This window comes from Abditibacteriota bacterium (genome assembly GCA_017552965.1).
In the GTDB taxonomy this organism is placed as follows: Bacteria; Armatimonadota; UBA5829; order UBA5829; family UBA5829; genus RGIG7931.
Genome location: JAFZNQ010000074.1, coordinates 14,543 through 29,577, shown reverse-complemented (window position 1 = coordinate 29,577; position 15,035 = coordinate 14,543). Strand labels below are relative to the sequence as shown.

General features: G+C 59.7%; 16 protein-coding genes and 1 tRNA gene. 1 reads left to right on the top strand and 16 read right to left on the bottom strand.

All coding sequences use genetic code 11. The features are described from left to right. Window positions 1-20: 20 nt before the first annotated feature. The 16 genes from IK083_06540 to IK083_06465 form a co-directional block, all read right to left on the bottom strand. Window positions 21-818, bottom strand: a complete 798-nt coding sequence (locus tag IK083_06540) for a hypothetical protein (protein MBR4749209.1) — start codon at window positions 816-818, stop codon at window positions 21-23. A gap of 4 nt (window positions 819-822) precedes the next feature. Further along, window positions 823-2,211, bottom strand: coding sequence for a hypothetical protein (locus tag IK083_06535; protein MBR4749208.1), 1,389 nt, complete (start codon window positions 2,209-2,211; stop codon window positions 823-825). Window positions 2,212-2,324: 113 nt separating this feature from the next. Then, window positions 2,325-3,836 carry a ribonuclease Y gene (gene rny / locus IK083_06530; protein ID MBR4749207.1) on the bottom strand — a complete coding sequence of 504 codons (1,512 nt, stop codon included), beginning with the start codon at window positions 3,834-3,836 and terminating at the stop codon, window positions 2,325-2,327. Window positions 3,837-3,976: 140 nt separating this feature from the next. Continuing rightward, a complete protein-coding gene (locus IK083_06525; protein MBR4749206.1) occupies window positions 3,977-4,603 on the bottom strand; it encodes a RecX family transcriptional regulator in 627 nt (208 codons plus the stop codon). A gap of 3 nt (window positions 4,604-4,606) precedes the next feature. Then, window positions 4,607-5,674, bottom strand: a complete 1,068-nt coding sequence (gene recA, locus IK083_06520; protein MBR4749205.1) for a recombinase RecA — start codon at window positions 5,672-5,674, stop codon at window positions 4,607-4,609. An 85-nt stretch (window positions 5,675-5,759) separates the two neighbouring features. Further along, complete coding sequence (locus IK083_06515; GenBank protein ID MBR4749204.1) at window positions 5,760-6,029, bottom strand: F0F1 ATP synthase subunit epsilon; 270 nt, start codon at window positions 6,027-6,029, stop codon at window positions 5,760-5,762. A gap of 2 nt (window positions 6,030-6,031) precedes the next feature. After that, window positions 6,032-7,432: a F0F1 ATP synthase subunit beta gene (atpD, locus tag IK083_06510; GenBank protein ID MBR4749203.1), complete on the bottom strand. Its 1,401-nt coding sequence runs from the start codon at window positions 7,430-7,432 to the stop codon at window positions 6,032-6,034. Window positions 7,433-7,451: 19 nt separating this feature from the next. Next, window positions 7,452-8,315: an ATP synthase F1 subunit gamma gene (gene atpG, locus IK083_06505; GenBank protein MBR4749202.1), complete on the bottom strand. Its 864-nt coding sequence runs from the start codon at window positions 8,313-8,315 to the stop codon at window positions 7,452-7,454. A gap of 1 nt (window position 8,316) precedes the next feature. Continuing rightward, window positions 8,317-9,831, bottom strand: coding sequence for a F0F1 ATP synthase subunit alpha (atpA, locus tag IK083_06500; GenBank protein MBR4749201.1), 1,515 nt, complete (start codon window positions 9,829-9,831; stop codon window positions 8,317-8,319). A 13-nt stretch (window positions 9,832-9,844) separates the two neighbouring features. Beyond that, the gene (gene atpH, locus IK083_06495; protein ID MBR4749200.1) at window positions 9,845-10,390 is read right to left on the bottom strand and encodes an ATP synthase F1 subunit delta; all 546 of its coding nucleotides are present in this window, start codon (window positions 10,388-10,390) and stop codon (window positions 9,845-9,847) included. Next, window positions 10,387-10,959: a F0F1 ATP synthase subunit B gene (atpF, locus tag IK083_06490; GenBank protein ID MBR4749199.1), complete on the bottom strand. Its 573-nt coding sequence runs from the start codon at window positions 10,957-10,959 to the stop codon at window positions 10,387-10,389. The genes atpH and atpF overlap by 4 nt, the downstream gene beginning before the upstream one ends. A 15-nt stretch (window positions 10,960-10,974) precedes the next feature. Then, complete coding sequence (gene atpE / locus IK083_06485) at window positions 10,975-11,235, bottom strand: ATP synthase F0 subunit C (GenBank protein ID MBR4749198.1); 261 nt, start codon at window positions 11,233-11,235, stop codon at window positions 10,975-10,977. Window positions 11,236-11,260: 25 nt separating this feature from the next. Further along, window positions 11,261-11,980, bottom strand: a complete 720-nt coding sequence (gene atpB / locus IK083_06480; protein ID MBR4749197.1) for a F0F1 ATP synthase subunit A — start codon at window positions 11,978-11,980, stop codon at window positions 11,261-11,263. A 10-nt stretch (window positions 11,981-11,990) separates the two neighbouring features. Then, window positions 11,991-12,374 (bottom strand): hypothetical protein, encoded by a 384-nt coding sequence (locus IK083_06475; protein MBR4749196.1) that lies wholly within the window; start codon window positions 12,372-12,374, stop codon window positions 11,991-11,993. After that, window positions 12,361-12,585 carry an AtpZ/AtpI family protein gene (locus IK083_06470; protein MBR4749195.1) on the bottom strand — a complete coding sequence of 75 codons (225 nt, stop codon included), beginning with the start codon at window positions 12,583-12,585 and terminating at the stop codon, window positions 12,361-12,363. Before IK083_06470 ends, IK083_06475 begins: the two co-directional genes overlap by 14 nt. 124 nt (window positions 12,586-12,709) lie before the next feature. Beyond that, window positions 12,710-12,783 (bottom strand) — tRNA-Gln (locus IK083_06465). A 141-nt stretch (window positions 12,784-12,924) separates the two neighbouring features. On the opposite strand from IK083_06465, the gene IK083_06460 reads away from it, so the two are divergent. After that, a complete protein-coding gene (locus tag IK083_06460; protein MBR4749194.1) occupies window positions 12,925-15,018 on the top strand; it encodes a leucine-rich repeat protein in 2,094 nt (697 codons plus the stop codon). Window positions 15,019-15,035: the final 17 nt, after the last annotated feature.

The following is a 15,035-nucleotide window of genomic DNA, read 5'->3' as shown; positions in this document are numbered from 1 at the left end:
CATATCCGGCAGGGGCCGGCTCATAGTTTTCGCTCTATGAATTCATAGCTGTGGACTATATCCATGTCCTCGGGCATATCCAGGCCGTGGGAGCCGCAGCCGGCGTCTATCAGGTGGCAGCCGTGGTCCATGGCAAAGCCCGCCAGGGTGTCGTGGCCCTGCCACCGGGACCTGATGAGGGAGACGAACTCTCCGAACACGGCGCTGTTGGCCCGGGCCTCCGCCAGGGCTTCAAGGCTCTCCGGGCCGGTCTTGTGCATAAGGGCGTCATAGTTGCCGTTGTACACGGCTATGAAGTCGTGTTCGTCCCGGCATATGAGCTCCATGGCCCGGGCGTTCACCTCGCTCAGAGTGTCATAGACATAGTAGTCCATGTCCTTCTCCAGCCACAGCCTGCTCATGGACGAGTCCGTATCCGCCACTATGGCGCAGCGTTTGCCCGCGGCTATGAAGGCGTCAAAGAGAGAAGGGGTCTGCACTACGGGTTTTTCATATTTGGTGATGCCGTGGACCCGGGGCAGGGCGCCTGTGTACAGGGTGGCAAAGCACACGGGGGTCACCGAGGGCATGACGGAGGTCAGGGGCAGCTGCAGGGGGAGCCTGCGGACCTCTCCGAACAGAGAGGGATACCGGTCCCATATCCATTGGGCCACGGCGTCCGGGTCATACATAAACAGCCGGTCGGCCCGCCTGCCGGCAGCATAGCCCAGCAGGGCTTCGTTGGCCGGGGCGGCCTGCGCCGGCGCGGATACTCCGCATATCCCGGCCAGGGCGGCGCACACGGTGTCCAGGCCCGCCCGGGGCGTGTAGTCGTTCATATTATCAGGGCCTCCTGTTGTTTTCTCCGGCAAAGATCCTCTTGATCACTTCCTCCTGACCAAAACCGTTGGGGCACCGGTCCGAGGGGGTGTTGCAGCGGTAGTCGTGGGAGCCGGTGATAGTGACCGTGTCCCCCTCCCACCGGCAGGAAGCCCTTTCCAGCTCCGCCAGCCGGGTGACCTCCGCCTTGCGGGCCGGGTCTTTGACAGTGTAGGTCAGGGTGGTCTTTTCCGTCACCAGCCTGCGGCAGGGGGCCTGGAGGAAATACTGCTGCCTGCCCTCGCTGTCCAGGTTGTGGTTCTTGAGATATATATCGCATTCCATGAGGAACTGGTCCCTGTACCAGGAGGGCTGCAGGGCGAACCAGGTGATGTCGTCAAAGCCCCAGTTGTAAAAGGCCTGGAAGGTGGGCGCGAAGGGCTTGCCATTGCCGCCGTAGTTGTCGAACTCCAGTATGGTGAAGTTGTCCTCCACCCGGAAGCCCAGGGGGTGCAGGCCTCCGTCGGAACGGCCTATCCACTGGAGCCAGCAGTCCCTGTAGTCGCAGATGCGGCACATGTAGGCCCCGTCCTTATATTCTGTTTCGTCGGGCACTATGCCCGCGCCTATGAGGTCGCATATATGCCTGTCCCCTATCTTCATGCCCCCGGAGGTGATGGCCGTGTGGCAGTCAAAGAGGGCCAGGCCCCGGCGGGCATGCTGTTTGGCGTATTTGCGGGCCAGAGCGGTGACCTTGTCCCAGTATTTGTAGTTCCGGGAGTCGTAGCCCGCCATCTTTTCCGCCTGCCCCAGATGAAAGGCCTCTATGCCGGCGTCTATATACCGGGTGATCTGCCAGTAAAAATACATCTGGGTCTCGGTCTTTCTGATGTCGGGCACCGCCGAAGCGTCGTTGCCCCAGGGGCGCCGGTCCGCGGCGTCGGGCCCGTAGGTCTTGATCATGCTGTCATAATCAAAATGCCGGTCCTCGGGCTTTTTGCCGAAGGCCTCGAACACGTAGGCGGGTATGGGGGTGTTGTTGGCCGTGTCTCTGTAGATGATCTCGAATACTCCCGCCTGCAGCAGCATCTGGGGGTCTGCCTCATGGCATATCTTCGCCCTTTCCGCCACCTGCTTGTAGTGGGCCTCTATGGCGGCCAGGGACATATTGCCGCTCCAGGAATAGGTGGCGGCCCGGCCTATATACTTGGCCCCTATATTGGTGAGCATCCGCAGGTCTTCCCGAAAGACTTCGTCCTCCGTCTGCAGCAGAGGCAGACAGCTCACGGCCCTGCCTGCGTAGGCCCTCAGGGTCTCCTTGCCCATCCTGCCCTTGTCAAAGTCAAATATGTCCGCCCTCAGACACAGGGGGCAGAGCAGGAGCATAAATACGATCAATATCAGGTTATTCACTGTTCGCAGCCTCTCTCCGGTATCTTTTTCATTATAGACCAACTGAGCCGCTTTGTCAAACCCCTGACGCAAAAAGGAGCGGAACGCCTGCGCGTTCCGCTCCTTGCAGTCTGTTATTTGGCATAGTCCGTGCTGCGGACCTCTCTGATGACGGTCACCTTGATCTGGCCGGGATATTCCATCTCGGACTCGATCCTCCGGGCCGTATCGTAGGCCAGCTTCACAGCCTTTTCGTCGTCCACCTCGGTGGGCTTTACCATGACCCGGATCTCCCTGCCGGCCTGGACCGCGTAGGTCTTGTCAACGCCGGGATAGGAGTCGGCTATGGTCTCCAGCTTCTGCAGCCTCTTCACGTAGGTCTCCAGAGTCTCTCTTCTGGCGCCGGGGCGCGAAGCGGATATGGCGTCGGCAGCCTGCACTATCACAGCCTCTGCCGTCTTGGGCTCTATGTCATAGTGGTGGGCGCCGGCGGCCTCGGCCACGTCCCTGGACTCTCTGTATTTGAGCAGCACCTCCATGGAAATGATGGCGTGGGGCTTCTCTATCTCAGAGTCCAGAGCCTTGCCCAGGTCGTGGAGCAGGCCCGCTCTGCGGGCCAGGGACACGTTGACCCCCAGCTCGGCGGCTATGGAGCCGGCCAGATGGCTCACCTCTACGGAATGCTGCAGCATGTTCTGCCCGTAGCTGGTCCTGAACCGGAGCCTGCCCAGGAGCTTTACCAGCTCGCTGTCCAGACCTGTGACGCCGGTCTCAAAGATGGCCTTGTCGGCGGCCTCCTTCATCTTCTGGTTGACTTCCCTGGTGGCCTTTTCCACCGTCTCCTCTATGCGGCCCGGGTGTATGCGCCCGTCCACTATGAGGCTTTTGAGGGCTATGCCGGCTATCTCTCTTCTCACGGCGTCATAGCCGGAGATGACCACCGCTTCGGGGGTGTCGTCCACTATGAGATCGACTCCCGTCAGGGTCTCGAAGGTGCGTATGTTGCGGCCTTCTCTGCCTATGATGCGGCCCTTCATCTCTTCACTGGGAAGGGGCACCACCGACACGGTGGACTCGGCAGCCTGTTCCACGGCGCACCGCTGTATGGCGGACACGATAATGTTCTTGGCTGTCTTTTCAGCCTCCTCGTTGGCCTGCTCTTCGGCGTTCCTGATGATGCGGGCCACGTGGCGCTCCATATCCTTTTCGGCCTTGGCGATGACCATGTTTCTGGCCTCCTCCGCCGAAAGGCCCGCCACCTTTTGCAGCTCCTGCTCCTTTTGCCGGACCAGCTCTTCTGCTTTGGCGCGTTTTTCCTTGATCTGCTTTTCGGATTCCTGGAGGGCCTTTTCCTTGCGGTCCAGGTTCTCCACTCTCTTATCCAAGGATTCTTCTTTTTGGGTGAGCTTTCTTTCCTGCCTCTGAATCTCTGCTTTCTTTTCTTTCTGCTCTTTGTCGATCTCCGCCCGCAGGCTGATGGCTTCCTCGCGGGCAGCCAGCACCGCTTCCTTTTTGGCGTTCTCGGTATCTATCTTCAGCTTTTCTTCGCGATGGGTAAGATCGTCTCTATCCTTCTTGACTTGTTCGCTCTGCTTTTTGAAAAACGTTAAGTAAGCAATTAATATAATAACGGCACATAAAGCCATGCCGGCGAATATACATACTACTAGATTGCTTAACTGTGAATTATCCATGCTTCACCTCCATGAAGATGAAGCAGTTCATAAGCTACCCGAATCGATCCTTTTTTACAATCACACTATATATTATAATACTTTTTAGGGGATTATTGCAACTCTTCCGGGATCTCCGAAAGGGCCTTTGATATGGTATCGCCGTCAAATCCCCTGCCCCGCAGATATCTGTAGAGCCTGTCTCTCCTCTCATAGCCGGTCCCGCCCCGGAGGAGCCTCAGCTTTTTGGCGGCCAGCTCCGTGGCTGCCGCCAGCTCGCAGCCGGGGTCCATGACCTCCTCCACGATAGGCTCCGCGAAGGAAAAGGGCACTCCCAGCTCCGCCAGCTTTGACAGCACCCTGCCCCGGGGGAGCCGGCCGTTGGCGGAGGCGGCGTAATTCCGCACGAACTCCGCGTCGTTGAGGAGCCCCATGCCCCGCAGGAGCTTCAGGGTCTCCTCTATATTTGCCTCCCCGTAGCCTTCGGCCCTCAGCCTCTTTTTCAGCTCAAAGCCGGACCTGTCCCGGTAGGCCAGCAGATTCATGGCCTTGCGGGTGCAGGCCTCCTGGTCCCTGATGCCGGCCAGGGTCCGGAGCTGCTCCTCCGTGAGCTCTGCCCCCTTTTTGAGAGACAGGCCGTAGAGGTGAAAGGCGTCCAGCCCGCAAAAGAACTCCCCGTCGATGTATATGTTCACCCGCTCCGGGTTGTTCTGCTGGGGCTTGATGGCGGTGATCTTCATATACTATTCGCCGCCTTCGGCGTATTCCTCTTCCTCGCTGACCAGCTTTGCTTCGCCTGTGGTCTCCTGCTGCATCTGCGAACCCAGATATTCCTTGACTCTGGCCTCTATCTCCGCTCTGGTCTCCGGCTCGGCGTCCAGGGTCTCCTTGGCCTTGTCCCGGCCCTGGCCCAGCCTTCTGTCTCCATAGTTGTACCAGGCGCCGGTCTTGCGTATGATGTCGGCTTCCACCGCGATGTCTATCAGCTCGCCCATTTTGGAGATGCCCTTGCCGAAGACTATCTCCACGTTGGCGGTCTTGAAGGGAGGCGCCACCTTGTTCTTGGCCACCTTCATCTTGGCTATGTAGCCCAGGGTCTCGCCGCCGGCCTTGATCTTGTCTCCGCCCCGCATCTCGATGCGGACCGAAGCCCAATACTTCAGGGCCCTGCCGCCGGGAGTGATCTCGGGATTGCCGTAGGTGACCCCCACCTTTTCCCGGAGCTGGTTGATGAATATGGCCACGCAGTTGCTCTTTGCCAGGAGGGGACCCAGCTTTCTCAGGGCCTGGCTCATGAGCCTGGCCTGCAGGCCCACGTGGGAGGCTCCCATGTCGCCCTCGATCTCCTGCTTGGGCACCAGGGCCGCCACGGAATCCAGGACCACCATATCCACGGCGTTGGACCGCACCAGGGCTTCCATGATCTCCAGGGCCTCCTCTGCCGACTCGGGCTGGGAGACGAACAGGTTGTCTATATCCACACCGAGAGTCTCGGCGTACATGGGATCCACCGACTGCTCCGCGTCCACAAAGGCGGCTATGCCGCCGGCCTTCTGGCACTCGGCTATGCAGTGATAGGCCAGGGTGGTCTTGCCGGAGGACTCGCCGCCGAATATCTCGATGATCCTCCCCCGGGGCAGGCCGCCCACGCCCAGGGCAAAGTCCAGAGCGAGAGAGCCCGTGGGTATGACGTCCACGTTCTGCCTGGGCTTTTCACCCAGCCGGAACACCCTGCCCTTGCCCAGGTCCTTTTCGATCTGCGCCAGGGCAGTATCCAGAGCCTGCTGCTTTTCTTCCTGCGAGACCGGCATGGCCGGCTCGTTTTGCTTGGCTTTTTTCGCGCACATGATTATCTCCTTCTGTTGTGATAAAAAAGCCGTCGCAAGACGGCTCGGTTCATCGGTCCCGTGGATCGGCTGGCAGGCTGACGAGGATGATGAGCTTGTTGTCCACTATCTCCGCAAAGCCGCTCTCTATGTCCAGAGAACCTCTTTCATTGCCTATGGTATATTCGATGGTCCCCGCTCCCAGAGAGGTGATGAGGGGGGCGTGGTGGGGCAATATGCCCATGCTGCCCTTCTTGCCGGGAAGCACCACCCCCGTGACCTCCTTGCTGGAAAGCAGGACCTTTTGAGGCGACACTATCTCTACGTTCAGAGTGCTCATGGCTATACTTCGGCGCCCATGCCCTTGGCCTTTTCCCTGGCGTCGTCAATGGTGCCCACCATGTAGAACGCCTGCTCGGGCCAGCTGTCGCAGTCGCCCTCCAGTATCTTCTTGAAGGAGCGCACCGTGTCCTCTCTCTTCACGTACACGCCGGGTATGCCGGTGAACACTTCGGCCACGAAGTTGGGCTGGGACAGGAACTGCTCTATGCGCCTGGCCCTGGCCACCGTCAGCTTGTCCTCGTCGGACAGCTCGTCCATACCCAGGATGTTGATGATGTCCTGCAGCTCCCTGTATTTCTGCAATACGGCCTGCACCTCTCTGGCCACCGTGTAGTGCTCCCTGCCCACGATGTTGGGGTCCAGGATCCTGGAGGTGGAGGTCAGAGGGTCCACTGCGGGATAGATGGCCTTGACGAATATCTTTCTGTCCAGATAGGTGGTGGCGTCCAGGAAGGAGAAGGTGGTGGCCGGCGCCGGGTCGGTGGGGTCGTCGGCAGGCACGTAAACTGCCTGGATGGCCGTGACGGAGCCGGACTTGGTGGAGGTGATCCTCTCCTGCAGAGCGCCCATTTCGGTAGCCAGGGTGGGCTGATAGCCTACGGCGGAGGGCATTCTGCCCAGAAGAGCCGACACCTCGGAGCCGCCCTGGGTAAAACGGAATATGTTGTCGATGAAGAGCAGCACGTCCTGATGCTCTTCGTCGCGGAAATACTCGGCCATGGTCAGGGCGGAGAGGGGCACTCTCAGCCTGGCTCCGGGAGGCTCGTTCATCTGGCCGTACACCATGGTGGTCTTGTCCAGTACTCCCGACTCCCTCATCTCGCGCCACAGGTCGTTGCCTTCGCGGGTCCTCTCGCCCACGCCGGCAAACACGGAAAAGCCTCCGTGCTCGGCGGCCACGTTTCTGATGAGCTCGGTGATCAGGGTGGTCTTGCCTACTCCGGCGCCGCCGAAGAGGCCTATCTTGCCGCCCTTGGCGTAGGGGCATATCAGGTCCACCACCTTGAGGCCGGTCTCAAAGAGCTCCGTGGCCGGCAGCTGGTCCTGAAAGCCGGGGGCGTCCCTGTGGATGGGATGCTTTTTCTCATAGTTCACGGGGCCCGCCTGGTCTATGGCGTCGCCCAGCAGGTTGAACACTCTGCCCAGGGTGCCTCTGCCTACGGGCACGGCGATGGATTCGCCTGTGTCCACGGCCTCCATGCCTCTCACCAGACCGTCGGTGGAATCCATAGCCACGCAGCGGACCGTGTCGTTGCCTATCATCTGCTCCACCTCCACGGTGAGGGTCTTGCCCTCTCCCATGTCGATGGTGACGGCGTTCAGCATCTGAGGCATGCTGTCGGAGGGAAACCTGATATCTACCACAGGTCCTATTACTGATATTATTTTACCGGAAGCCAAATCTTACTCCTCCAAAAACTTATTTTATACCGCTGACACCGTTGACTATGTCTATCAGCTCGTTGGTGATGATAGCCTGGCGGGCCTTGTTGTATTGCAGGCTCAGCTCCTGCAGCAGGTCCTGAGCGTTGGTGTTGGCGCTTGTCATGGCGGTCATGCGGGCGCCGTGCTCGCTGGCTATAGCCTCGTTCACGGCCTGATAGACCACCGTATTCAGATACTTGGGCAGCAGATCCCCCAGGATCTCGTCCATGGCAGGCTCAAAGATCATGTCCATGGTCAGCCTGGACGAATCTATGATGCCCTCGTGCATAGGCGTCATGGGCAGCAGCTTTTTTACCGTGGGCTTCTGCGACATGGCGGACACAAAACGGGAATACACCAGATACACGGCGTCTATGAGGCCGCTCCTGAAGGAATCTATGGCGTAGCCGGTGATCTCCTTCACCTGGGCGTAGGTGAGGCGGCCCAGGTCCTCCGCCTGCTTTTCGCAGGCGTAGGGCTTCTTGGCAAACCAGGCCACGCACTTCTTGCCGCAGGGCAGCACGTGTATCTCCGAGCGGCTGTTGTGGCTGATGGCTTCCTCCGCCTTTTTCAGCACGTTGGCGCCGTAGGAGCCGCACAGACCGCCGTCGGCGCCCAGGACTATGATGAGCACCCGGGCCTTTTCCCTCACTTCAAAGAGGGGGCTGTTGATCTGGGAAGCCCCTGCGGACAGGGTCCGCACCATATCCATGATGGCGTCGGCGTAGGGCCGGGCCTGCTCGGCGGCCAGCTGGTAACGCTTCAGCTTGGTGGTGCTGGTCACCTTCATAGCCGCGGTGATCTTTTCGATGGATCTGGTGGACTTGATCCTCTTTTTGATATCTTTGGTGTTAGCCATTTCAGTGCTTCAGAGTGTCCTTGTATTCCAGGACGGCCTTTTTGAGGGCTTCCATGGAGCTGTCGTCGATGACCCCGGTCTCCCCTATCCTCTGGGCGATCTGGGGGTGCTTTTCGTTCATATACTCTCTGAGACCCTTTTCAAAGGCGGCGCAGTCCTCGGGCTCCACGTCGTCCAGCATACCGTTGGAGGCGGCGTAGATGATAAAGCATTCGTCCGTCAGCTCCAAAGGCTCGTACTGGGGCTGCTTCAGGATCTCCACGATCCTCTTGCCTCTGGTCAGCTGGTCCATAGTGGCCTTGTCCAGATCGGAGGAAAACTTCGCGAATTCCACCACGTCCCAATAGCGGGCCAGGTCTATCTTCAGGCTGCCGGTCACCTTTTTCATGGCCTTGGTCTGAGCCGAAGAGCCTACTCTGGACACCGACTGGCCCACGTCGATGGCGGGGCGGACGCCGGAGTAGAAGAGGTCGCTGATCAGGAATATCTGTCCGTCTGTGATGGATATGATATTGGTGGGGATATAGGCGGAGATATCGCCCGCCTGGGTCTCCACTATGGGCAGAGCGGTCAGAGAGCCCCCGCCCAGCTCGTTGGACAGCTTGGCGGCTCTCTCCAGCAGTCTGGCGTGGAGATAGAATATATCGCCGGGATAGGCCTCGCGTCCGGGGGGACGCTTCAGCAGCAGGGATACCTCGCGGTAGGCCACGGCGTGCTTGGACAGGTCGTCGTAGATGATGAGGGCGTGCTTCTTGTTGTCTCTGAAATACTCGCCCATGGCGCAGCCGCTGTAGGGCGCTATGTATTGCAGGGCGGCGGCGTCGGAAGCGGAGGCGGACACCACGGTGGTGTATTCCATGGCGCCGTGCTTTTCCAGAGTGCTCACCACGGAGGCCACGGTGGACAGCTTCTGTCCTATGGCCACGTAGATGCACACCACGTCCGAATGCTTCTGATTGATGATAGTATCCACCGCGATGGCGGTCTTGCCTGTCTGGCGGTCGCCGATAATGAGCTCTCTCTGGCCTCTGCCGATGGGTATCATGGAGTCGATGGCCTTGAGGCCCGTGGCCAGGGATTCCTTCACGGGCTGGCGGGCTATGATGCCCGGCGCCTTGGTCTCCACGTTGCGCCTCTCATGGGCCACCACGGCTCCCTTGCCGTCCAGAGGGTTGCCCAGAGCGTCCACCACCCGGCCCAGCAGGCCTTCGCCTACGGGCACGTCGATGACGCGGCCGGTCCTTTTGACCCGGTCGCCTTCGCCGATGCCCTCCTCGGAGCCCAGAAGGATGCAGCCTACGTTGTCCTCCTCCAGGTTCATCACCATTCCCATGACACCGTTGGGAAACTCTATCAGCTCGCTCATCATAGCGTCGGACAGGCCGTACACTCTGGCGATGCCGTCTGAAACCTCCAGCACGGTGCCTATGTTGGTCTCGTATATTTTTTCGCCGTAGGCTTCTATGTGAGTCTGCAGAATGCCTGCGATCTCGTCAGGTCTGATACTAACAGCCATATTTTATCATCTCCTAAAGGCTCAAGAGAGAGCGCTTTAAATCGGTCATGGCAGCGGCCAGTGAGAAGTCCAGCACGTCGTCGGACACGGTGACTCTCAGGCCTCCTATGAGCTCGGGGTTTACGGTGACGCTGCCCACGATCAGCTTTTTGCCCAGATGCTTTTCCAGGGCCTCGGTGAGCCTTTGGCGCTGGCCGTCGGTCAGGGGAAAGGCGCTTTCCACCCGGGCCACGTCTATGTTGCGGCTCTCATACACCAGAGCCTCAAAGTCCTCCCGGCACGCCCCGAGGATGTCCGTGCGGTTCCTGTCCACCAGCAGCGAGAGAAAGTTCATGGCGATCTGCGAGACGTGAGAGGAAAAAAGGGCCCCCAGGACCTCTTTTTTCTCCCGGTCCGAGATCAGTATGGAGGGAGCCGCCAGGACCCTTCGCAGGTCCTCGTTGTCCCAGGCGCCGGCTATACGGTCCAGGTCCTCCCGGAGACGGTCAGTCAGGCCCTGCTTTTCGCCTACGGCAAAAAGGCTCTGGGTGTAGCGCCGGACAAGGGTGCGCTCTTTCATTTGGCTTCCCCGTCCAGTCTGTCGATAAAGTCGTCCACGAGACGGCTGTTGTCCTCCGGGGTCACCTTGTCCCGCAGCACCTTTTCGGCCACCTGCATGCCCATATTGACAGCCACCCGGCGGACCTCTTTCATAGCCTTTTCCTTTTCCATGGCTATCTCGTCCTGGGCCAGCCTCAGCCTTCTGTCGGCCTCTTCTCTGGCCTTGGCGACCGTGTTGTCCGCCTGCTTCTGGGCCTCCCGGGCCGCAGCGGCGGTCTTGTTGTAGATCTCTTCGTCGCACTGGGCCATCCGGGCCTCATACTTCTCTTTTTCGCTCATGGCGGCGTCTCTGGCGGCTTCGCTCTTCAGATAGTTGTCCTCTATCTCGGCCTCTCTCTGGGCAAACAGGTTGGAGACAGGCACGAACAGCCACTTTTTCAGCAGGAGGACGGTGATGACAAAGCCTACCGCCTGGAGCAGAAATACCGCTCCCTGCTGCCAGATAGGCTCGGCTTCTTCCTCCGCCGCGAAGGCGCAGCACCCCAGAGTCAGGGTCAGCGCCAGAGCCGTAAACAGTACTCTTTTCATGCTCGGGGCCTTTGATTACTTGATCTTCAGCGAAGGGATACCCATGAACAGCATGATAAGGGCGACAACGAAGGCGTAGATGGTCAGGGACTCGATGAGGGCCAGACCGATCAGCATAGCGGTCTGTATCTTGCCGCTGGCCTCGGGCTGACGGGCCATGCCTTCCATGGCTCCCTTGATAGCCAGACCCTGTCCTATGCCGCAGCCCATAGCTGCGATGGGCAGACCGAAACCGATGGCCAAAGCCATTGCCGCATAATAGATCACCATATTCATATCAAACTCCTTAGTGATATATTTTCTATTCTTCTTCGTGGGATACGGCCATACTGATGTACTGGCCGACCAACAGTGTGAAGATAAAAGCCTGTATAAAGCCCGAGAACAGCCCGAACAGCATCATGGGCAGCTGCAGGGGGATGATCCTCAGGGGGACGATGTTGGCGCCCATCACGTACAGGGTGATATACATGAGCACGCAGATCACCATCTCTTCCCCGTAGATGTTGCCGTAGAGACGGCAGGAGAGGGAGATGGGCCTGGCGATCTCGCCTATGACGTGGATGGGTATATTGAGGGGCGCCAGCCAGACGGGCTCGCCCACAAAATGCTTCAGGTAGCCGAAGCCCTTGCGCATGAAGCCCATGACCTGGATGAACACAAAGGCCATGAGGGCCATGGTCACGGGGAAGAGCACCTTGGAGGAGGGGCTGATGAAGCCGGGCACTATGCCGATGTAATTGGAAAAGAGTATCAGGAGAAAGGTGGTCCCCAGGACGGGCCTCAGGATCTTTTTCTCGGAGGGGCACAGATTGTCCACAAAGCCCATGAGAGCCTTCATGATATACTCGAGAGCTATCTGAGGCTTGCCGGGATTGCGGGGCCTGAGGTTTCTGGTCAGGCAAAAGGCTGCTATGCACAGGCACAGCATGATGAAAAAGGATATGAGCAGGGAGTCGGGTATCCACCCGGGCACCCCCAGCTTGTATAAAAAGGATAACCAGGAACCGTATTCTATCATAGAGTCACCCTCACTTTTTCCTTATCAGATTGACGATCGCCAGCAGCGCGCTGCTGACGGGGATCAGAAACAGGCCGCAGATGAAGCCCCAGAACATGGGCATGCTCAGCCGGGACAGGAGAAAGACGCACGCCGCCAATACTCCCAGCAGGACAAAGGTCTTGCCCGAAAACAGCAGGACGTATCTGGCTCCGATGCCGTCCTCCGCCGTGAGCCGGGACACCATGTATGCCAGCATCCACAGGTCCAGCACGCACAGGCCGCAGCCTATGGCAAAGCCGGCGGCAAACAGGAGCGAAAAGATCAGGGCAAACAGGACGGCCCCGATGATGATGAGCCCCAGACAGATCCTCAGAAGATCCCTGACCGAGGCCAGGAGGTCACCTTTTATCACGCAGCGCTCCTATGAGAGCCCGGACAAAGTTGCCCAGGCCGGACACCAGCCCCAGGGCCACGCCCCAGCAGGTGTATCTGCTGCCGGTGTGGCACTTCATATCCAGCCAGTAGCCGGCTCCCGCGCACAGCAGGAAGCACACGGCTATCTGGATGCCTGCGATAAACAGCTCCGTGTCCCTGGGAGACAGAGGCTGATCCTGGTCTTCCATATGTCCAAATATCCCTTAAAATATAATAGCACTTCTTATAATATTAGTCAATATCTCCCCCTGCCGGAAGTCCAAAAAAAAAGCACTCCCGGAAGAGAATGCCATAGACAAGAACAAACAAAATTGGATCCGGGACAGGGATTCGAACCCCAATTGACTGGGCCAGAACCAGTTGTCCTGCCATTAGACGATCCCGGAATACACCTCTATTATACTCCTTTTCGCGGGCATAGTCAATATTTAACGGCGGCGAAAAACACTTATTTTAGCCCCCGCAGGAAACAATCCGGCCCCGGGCTTCGTATTATATAATGCACTAATTCTCAAGGAGGTTTTTTTATGACGTTATACACCAGCAGCTTCCGGCTGTCCCCGGAGCAGCCCGGGCGCATGCGGACCGTGCGCATCCCCGAGGGGCAGGAATTCATCACCTTTGACGACCTGGCGCCGGACGCCACGGTGCGGAAGCTGATCCTGCCTAAGAGCCTGGTCACCTGCGAGATCATATCCCGCCTGCCCGCTCTGGAGAGCATCTCCGTCCACAAAGACAACCCCTATTTTTCATCGTCCGGGGGAGTCCTGTACAATCGGGACTTCACCCGGCTGGTAAAATACCCCCCTGCCCGCAAAGCCGGCCGCTACGAGGCGGACCCCCGGACCGAGACCATAGGCAAAAAGGCCTTCTGCGGAGCCCGGGCCCTGAAGGAAGTGATCCTGGGGAAGGCCGTACGCGCTATAGAGCCCCGGGCCTTTCACCACACCCGCTGCCGGGTGAGGGTGAAGGAGGGCAACCCCTTCTTCACGGAGAGGGCCGACGGCCTGTATTCCCCGGAGGGGGACCTGCGCCTGGCCCGGCCCGGCGTATCGGTGTTCCGGCCGGAGGGGCTGCAGGTCATAGACGGAGAGGTGCTGGACAGCGAGGTCCGGCCCCTGACGGAGGTATATCTGCCCGAGAGCCTGCGGGAGGTGCGGGGCTTTCCCTTCGTCAGCTGCTACAGACTGAGGACCGTGCACGTGCCCGGGGGCTTTCCCGCCAAATACCTGCCCAATATATACACCCCCGCCCTGCGGGAGCTCTGCATCCCGGAGGACGCCCCCTACGCGCTGCGGGAGGGAGGCGTGTATTCCCGGGACGGCAAGACCCTGTATCTGCAGCTGGGAGTGTACGGCTGCGACGTGAAGGTGGCGGAGGGCGCGGAGGAGATAGCGGACCACGCCTTTGTGGCCGGCGATTACGCCAGGATCACCCTGCCTCCCAGCCTGAAGCGCATGGGCCGCAACCTCTTCGTCAATTTTCACGCGCCGGCCTGCAGGCAGGAGGAGCTGGTGCTGCAGTCCCTGCCGGAGATGGACGAGACGGCCCTGCTGGACACGGAGGTCCGGCTGGTGTCCTCTATACCGGAGGTGAAGCAGCTGGCGGAAGAGCACTACAAGGAATATGCGGACAAGTCGGAGCTGCAGTACCGGTTCAGGATACGGGAGGAGACCGTGACGGGCGGCAAGGGCAACCTGCTGGACCTCACCGGCCTTCCCGGCTCGGTGAAGGAGATCGCCCCGGAGGCCTTCGCCGGGTGCTTTACCCTGGAAAAGGCGGTGATACCGGAGGGCGTCAGGACCATAGGCGCCCGGGCCTTTGCCCACTGCCCCAATCTGAAGGAGGCGTGGATACCGGCCTCGGTGAGCAACGTAGGCGTCAATCCCTTTGAAGGGTGCACGGAGCTGAAGGAGATACGGGTGAGCCCCCGGAACCCCTATTACACAGAGGTGGACGGCTGCCTGTACGACAAGGACGTGACCCTGCTGATAGCCTGCCCTCCCGGCCTGGACCGCAGGGTGCTGCGCATCCCCGGCACCGTCACCCGCATCGGGCATCTGGCCATGATAAACAGCATGCGCGTCGAGGAGGTGTTTTTGCCCCCGTCGGTCATAGACATAGGCAAGTCCGCCTTCGCCGCCGGCGAGCAGCTGAAGGCCATACACATAGACAACACCTATTACAGCACCGACAACCACATCCTGAGCGCCCTGGGAGGCCACGGGCAAAAGGTCATACTCGGCCTGCCGGCAGGCCTGGCCGAGGACGCCCCCGGGCTGGAGGACGGCACAGTGCTGGCCGCCGGCTCCTTTGCCCGGACCCGCATCAGGGAGCTGAGGGTGCCGGACAGCGTGGTGTTCATCGACGCGGGAGCCTTTACCGAATGCGCCGTGGAAAAGGTGTCCCTGCCCGGCAACTGCGTCATCATGCCCGACGCCTTCGCAGGCTGCCGCCTGCTCAGGGACGTGAGCTTCAGGGGAGCGCCCGTGCTGAACCCCATGGCCTTCAACTGCTGCCCCTCCCTGTCCCGGAAGAGCAGGCTGAAGATCAGGGTAATGGCGGACTTTTCCCGGCTGAGAGTCAGCCTCGGGCTGCAGAAACTGCGGAAAAAACAGTGACCACTTTCCTCCTTGCA

What these genes read in the sequence shown, in the direction of transcription:
- IK083_06525 (MBR4749206.1), bottom strand. Translation starts at nt 4,603, where the DNA reads ATGAAGATCACCGCCATCAAGCCCCAGCAGAACAACCCGGAGCGGGTG.
- atpE (MBR4749198.1), bottom strand. Translation starts at nt 11,235, where the DNA reads ATGAATATGGTGATCTATTATGCGGCAATGGCTTTGGCCATCGGTTTC.
- atpB (MBR4749197.1), bottom strand. Translation starts at nt 11,980, where the DNA reads ATGATAGAATACGGTTCCTGGTTATCCTTTTTATACAAGCTGGGGGTG.
- IK083_06540 (MBR4749209.1), bottom strand. Translation starts at nt 818, where the DNA reads ATGAACGACTACACGCCCCGGGCGGGCCTGGACACCGTGTGCGCCGCC.
- IK083_06470 (MBR4749195.1), bottom strand. Translation starts at nt 12,585, where the DNA reads ATGGAAGACCAGGATCAGCCTCTGTCTCCCAGGGACACGGAGCTGTTT.
- rny (MBR4749207.1), bottom strand. Translation starts at nt 3,836, where the DNA reads ATGGCTTTATGTGCCGTTATTATATTAATTGCTTACTTAACGTTTTTC.
- atpF (MBR4749199.1), bottom strand. Translation starts at nt 10,959, where the DNA reads ATGAAAAGAGTACTGTTTACGGCTCTGGCGCTGACCCTGACTCTGGGG.
- IK083_06515 (MBR4749204.1), bottom strand. Translation starts at nt 6,029, where the DNA reads ATGAGCACTCTGAACGTAGAGATAGTGTCGCCTCAAAAGGTCCTGCTT.
- atpH (MBR4749200.1), bottom strand. Translation starts at nt 10,390, where the DNA reads ATGAAAGAGCGCACCCTTGTCCGGCGCTACACCCAGAGCCTTTTTGCC.
- IK083_06460 (MBR4749194.1), top strand. Translation starts at nt 12,925, where the DNA reads ATGACGTTATACACCAGCAGCTTCCGGCTGTCCCCGGAGCAGCCCGGG.
- recA (MBR4749205.1), bottom strand. Translation starts at nt 5,674, where the DNA reads ATGCCGGTCTCGCAGGAAGAAAAGCAGCAGGCTCTGGATACTGCCCTG.
- atpA (MBR4749201.1), bottom strand. Translation starts at nt 9,831, where the DNA reads ATGGCTGTTAGTATCAGACCTGACGAGATCGCAGGCATTCTGCAGACT.
- atpG (MBR4749202.1), bottom strand. Translation starts at nt 8,315, where the DNA reads ATGGCTAACACCAAAGATATCAAAAAGAGGATCAAGTCCACCAGATCC.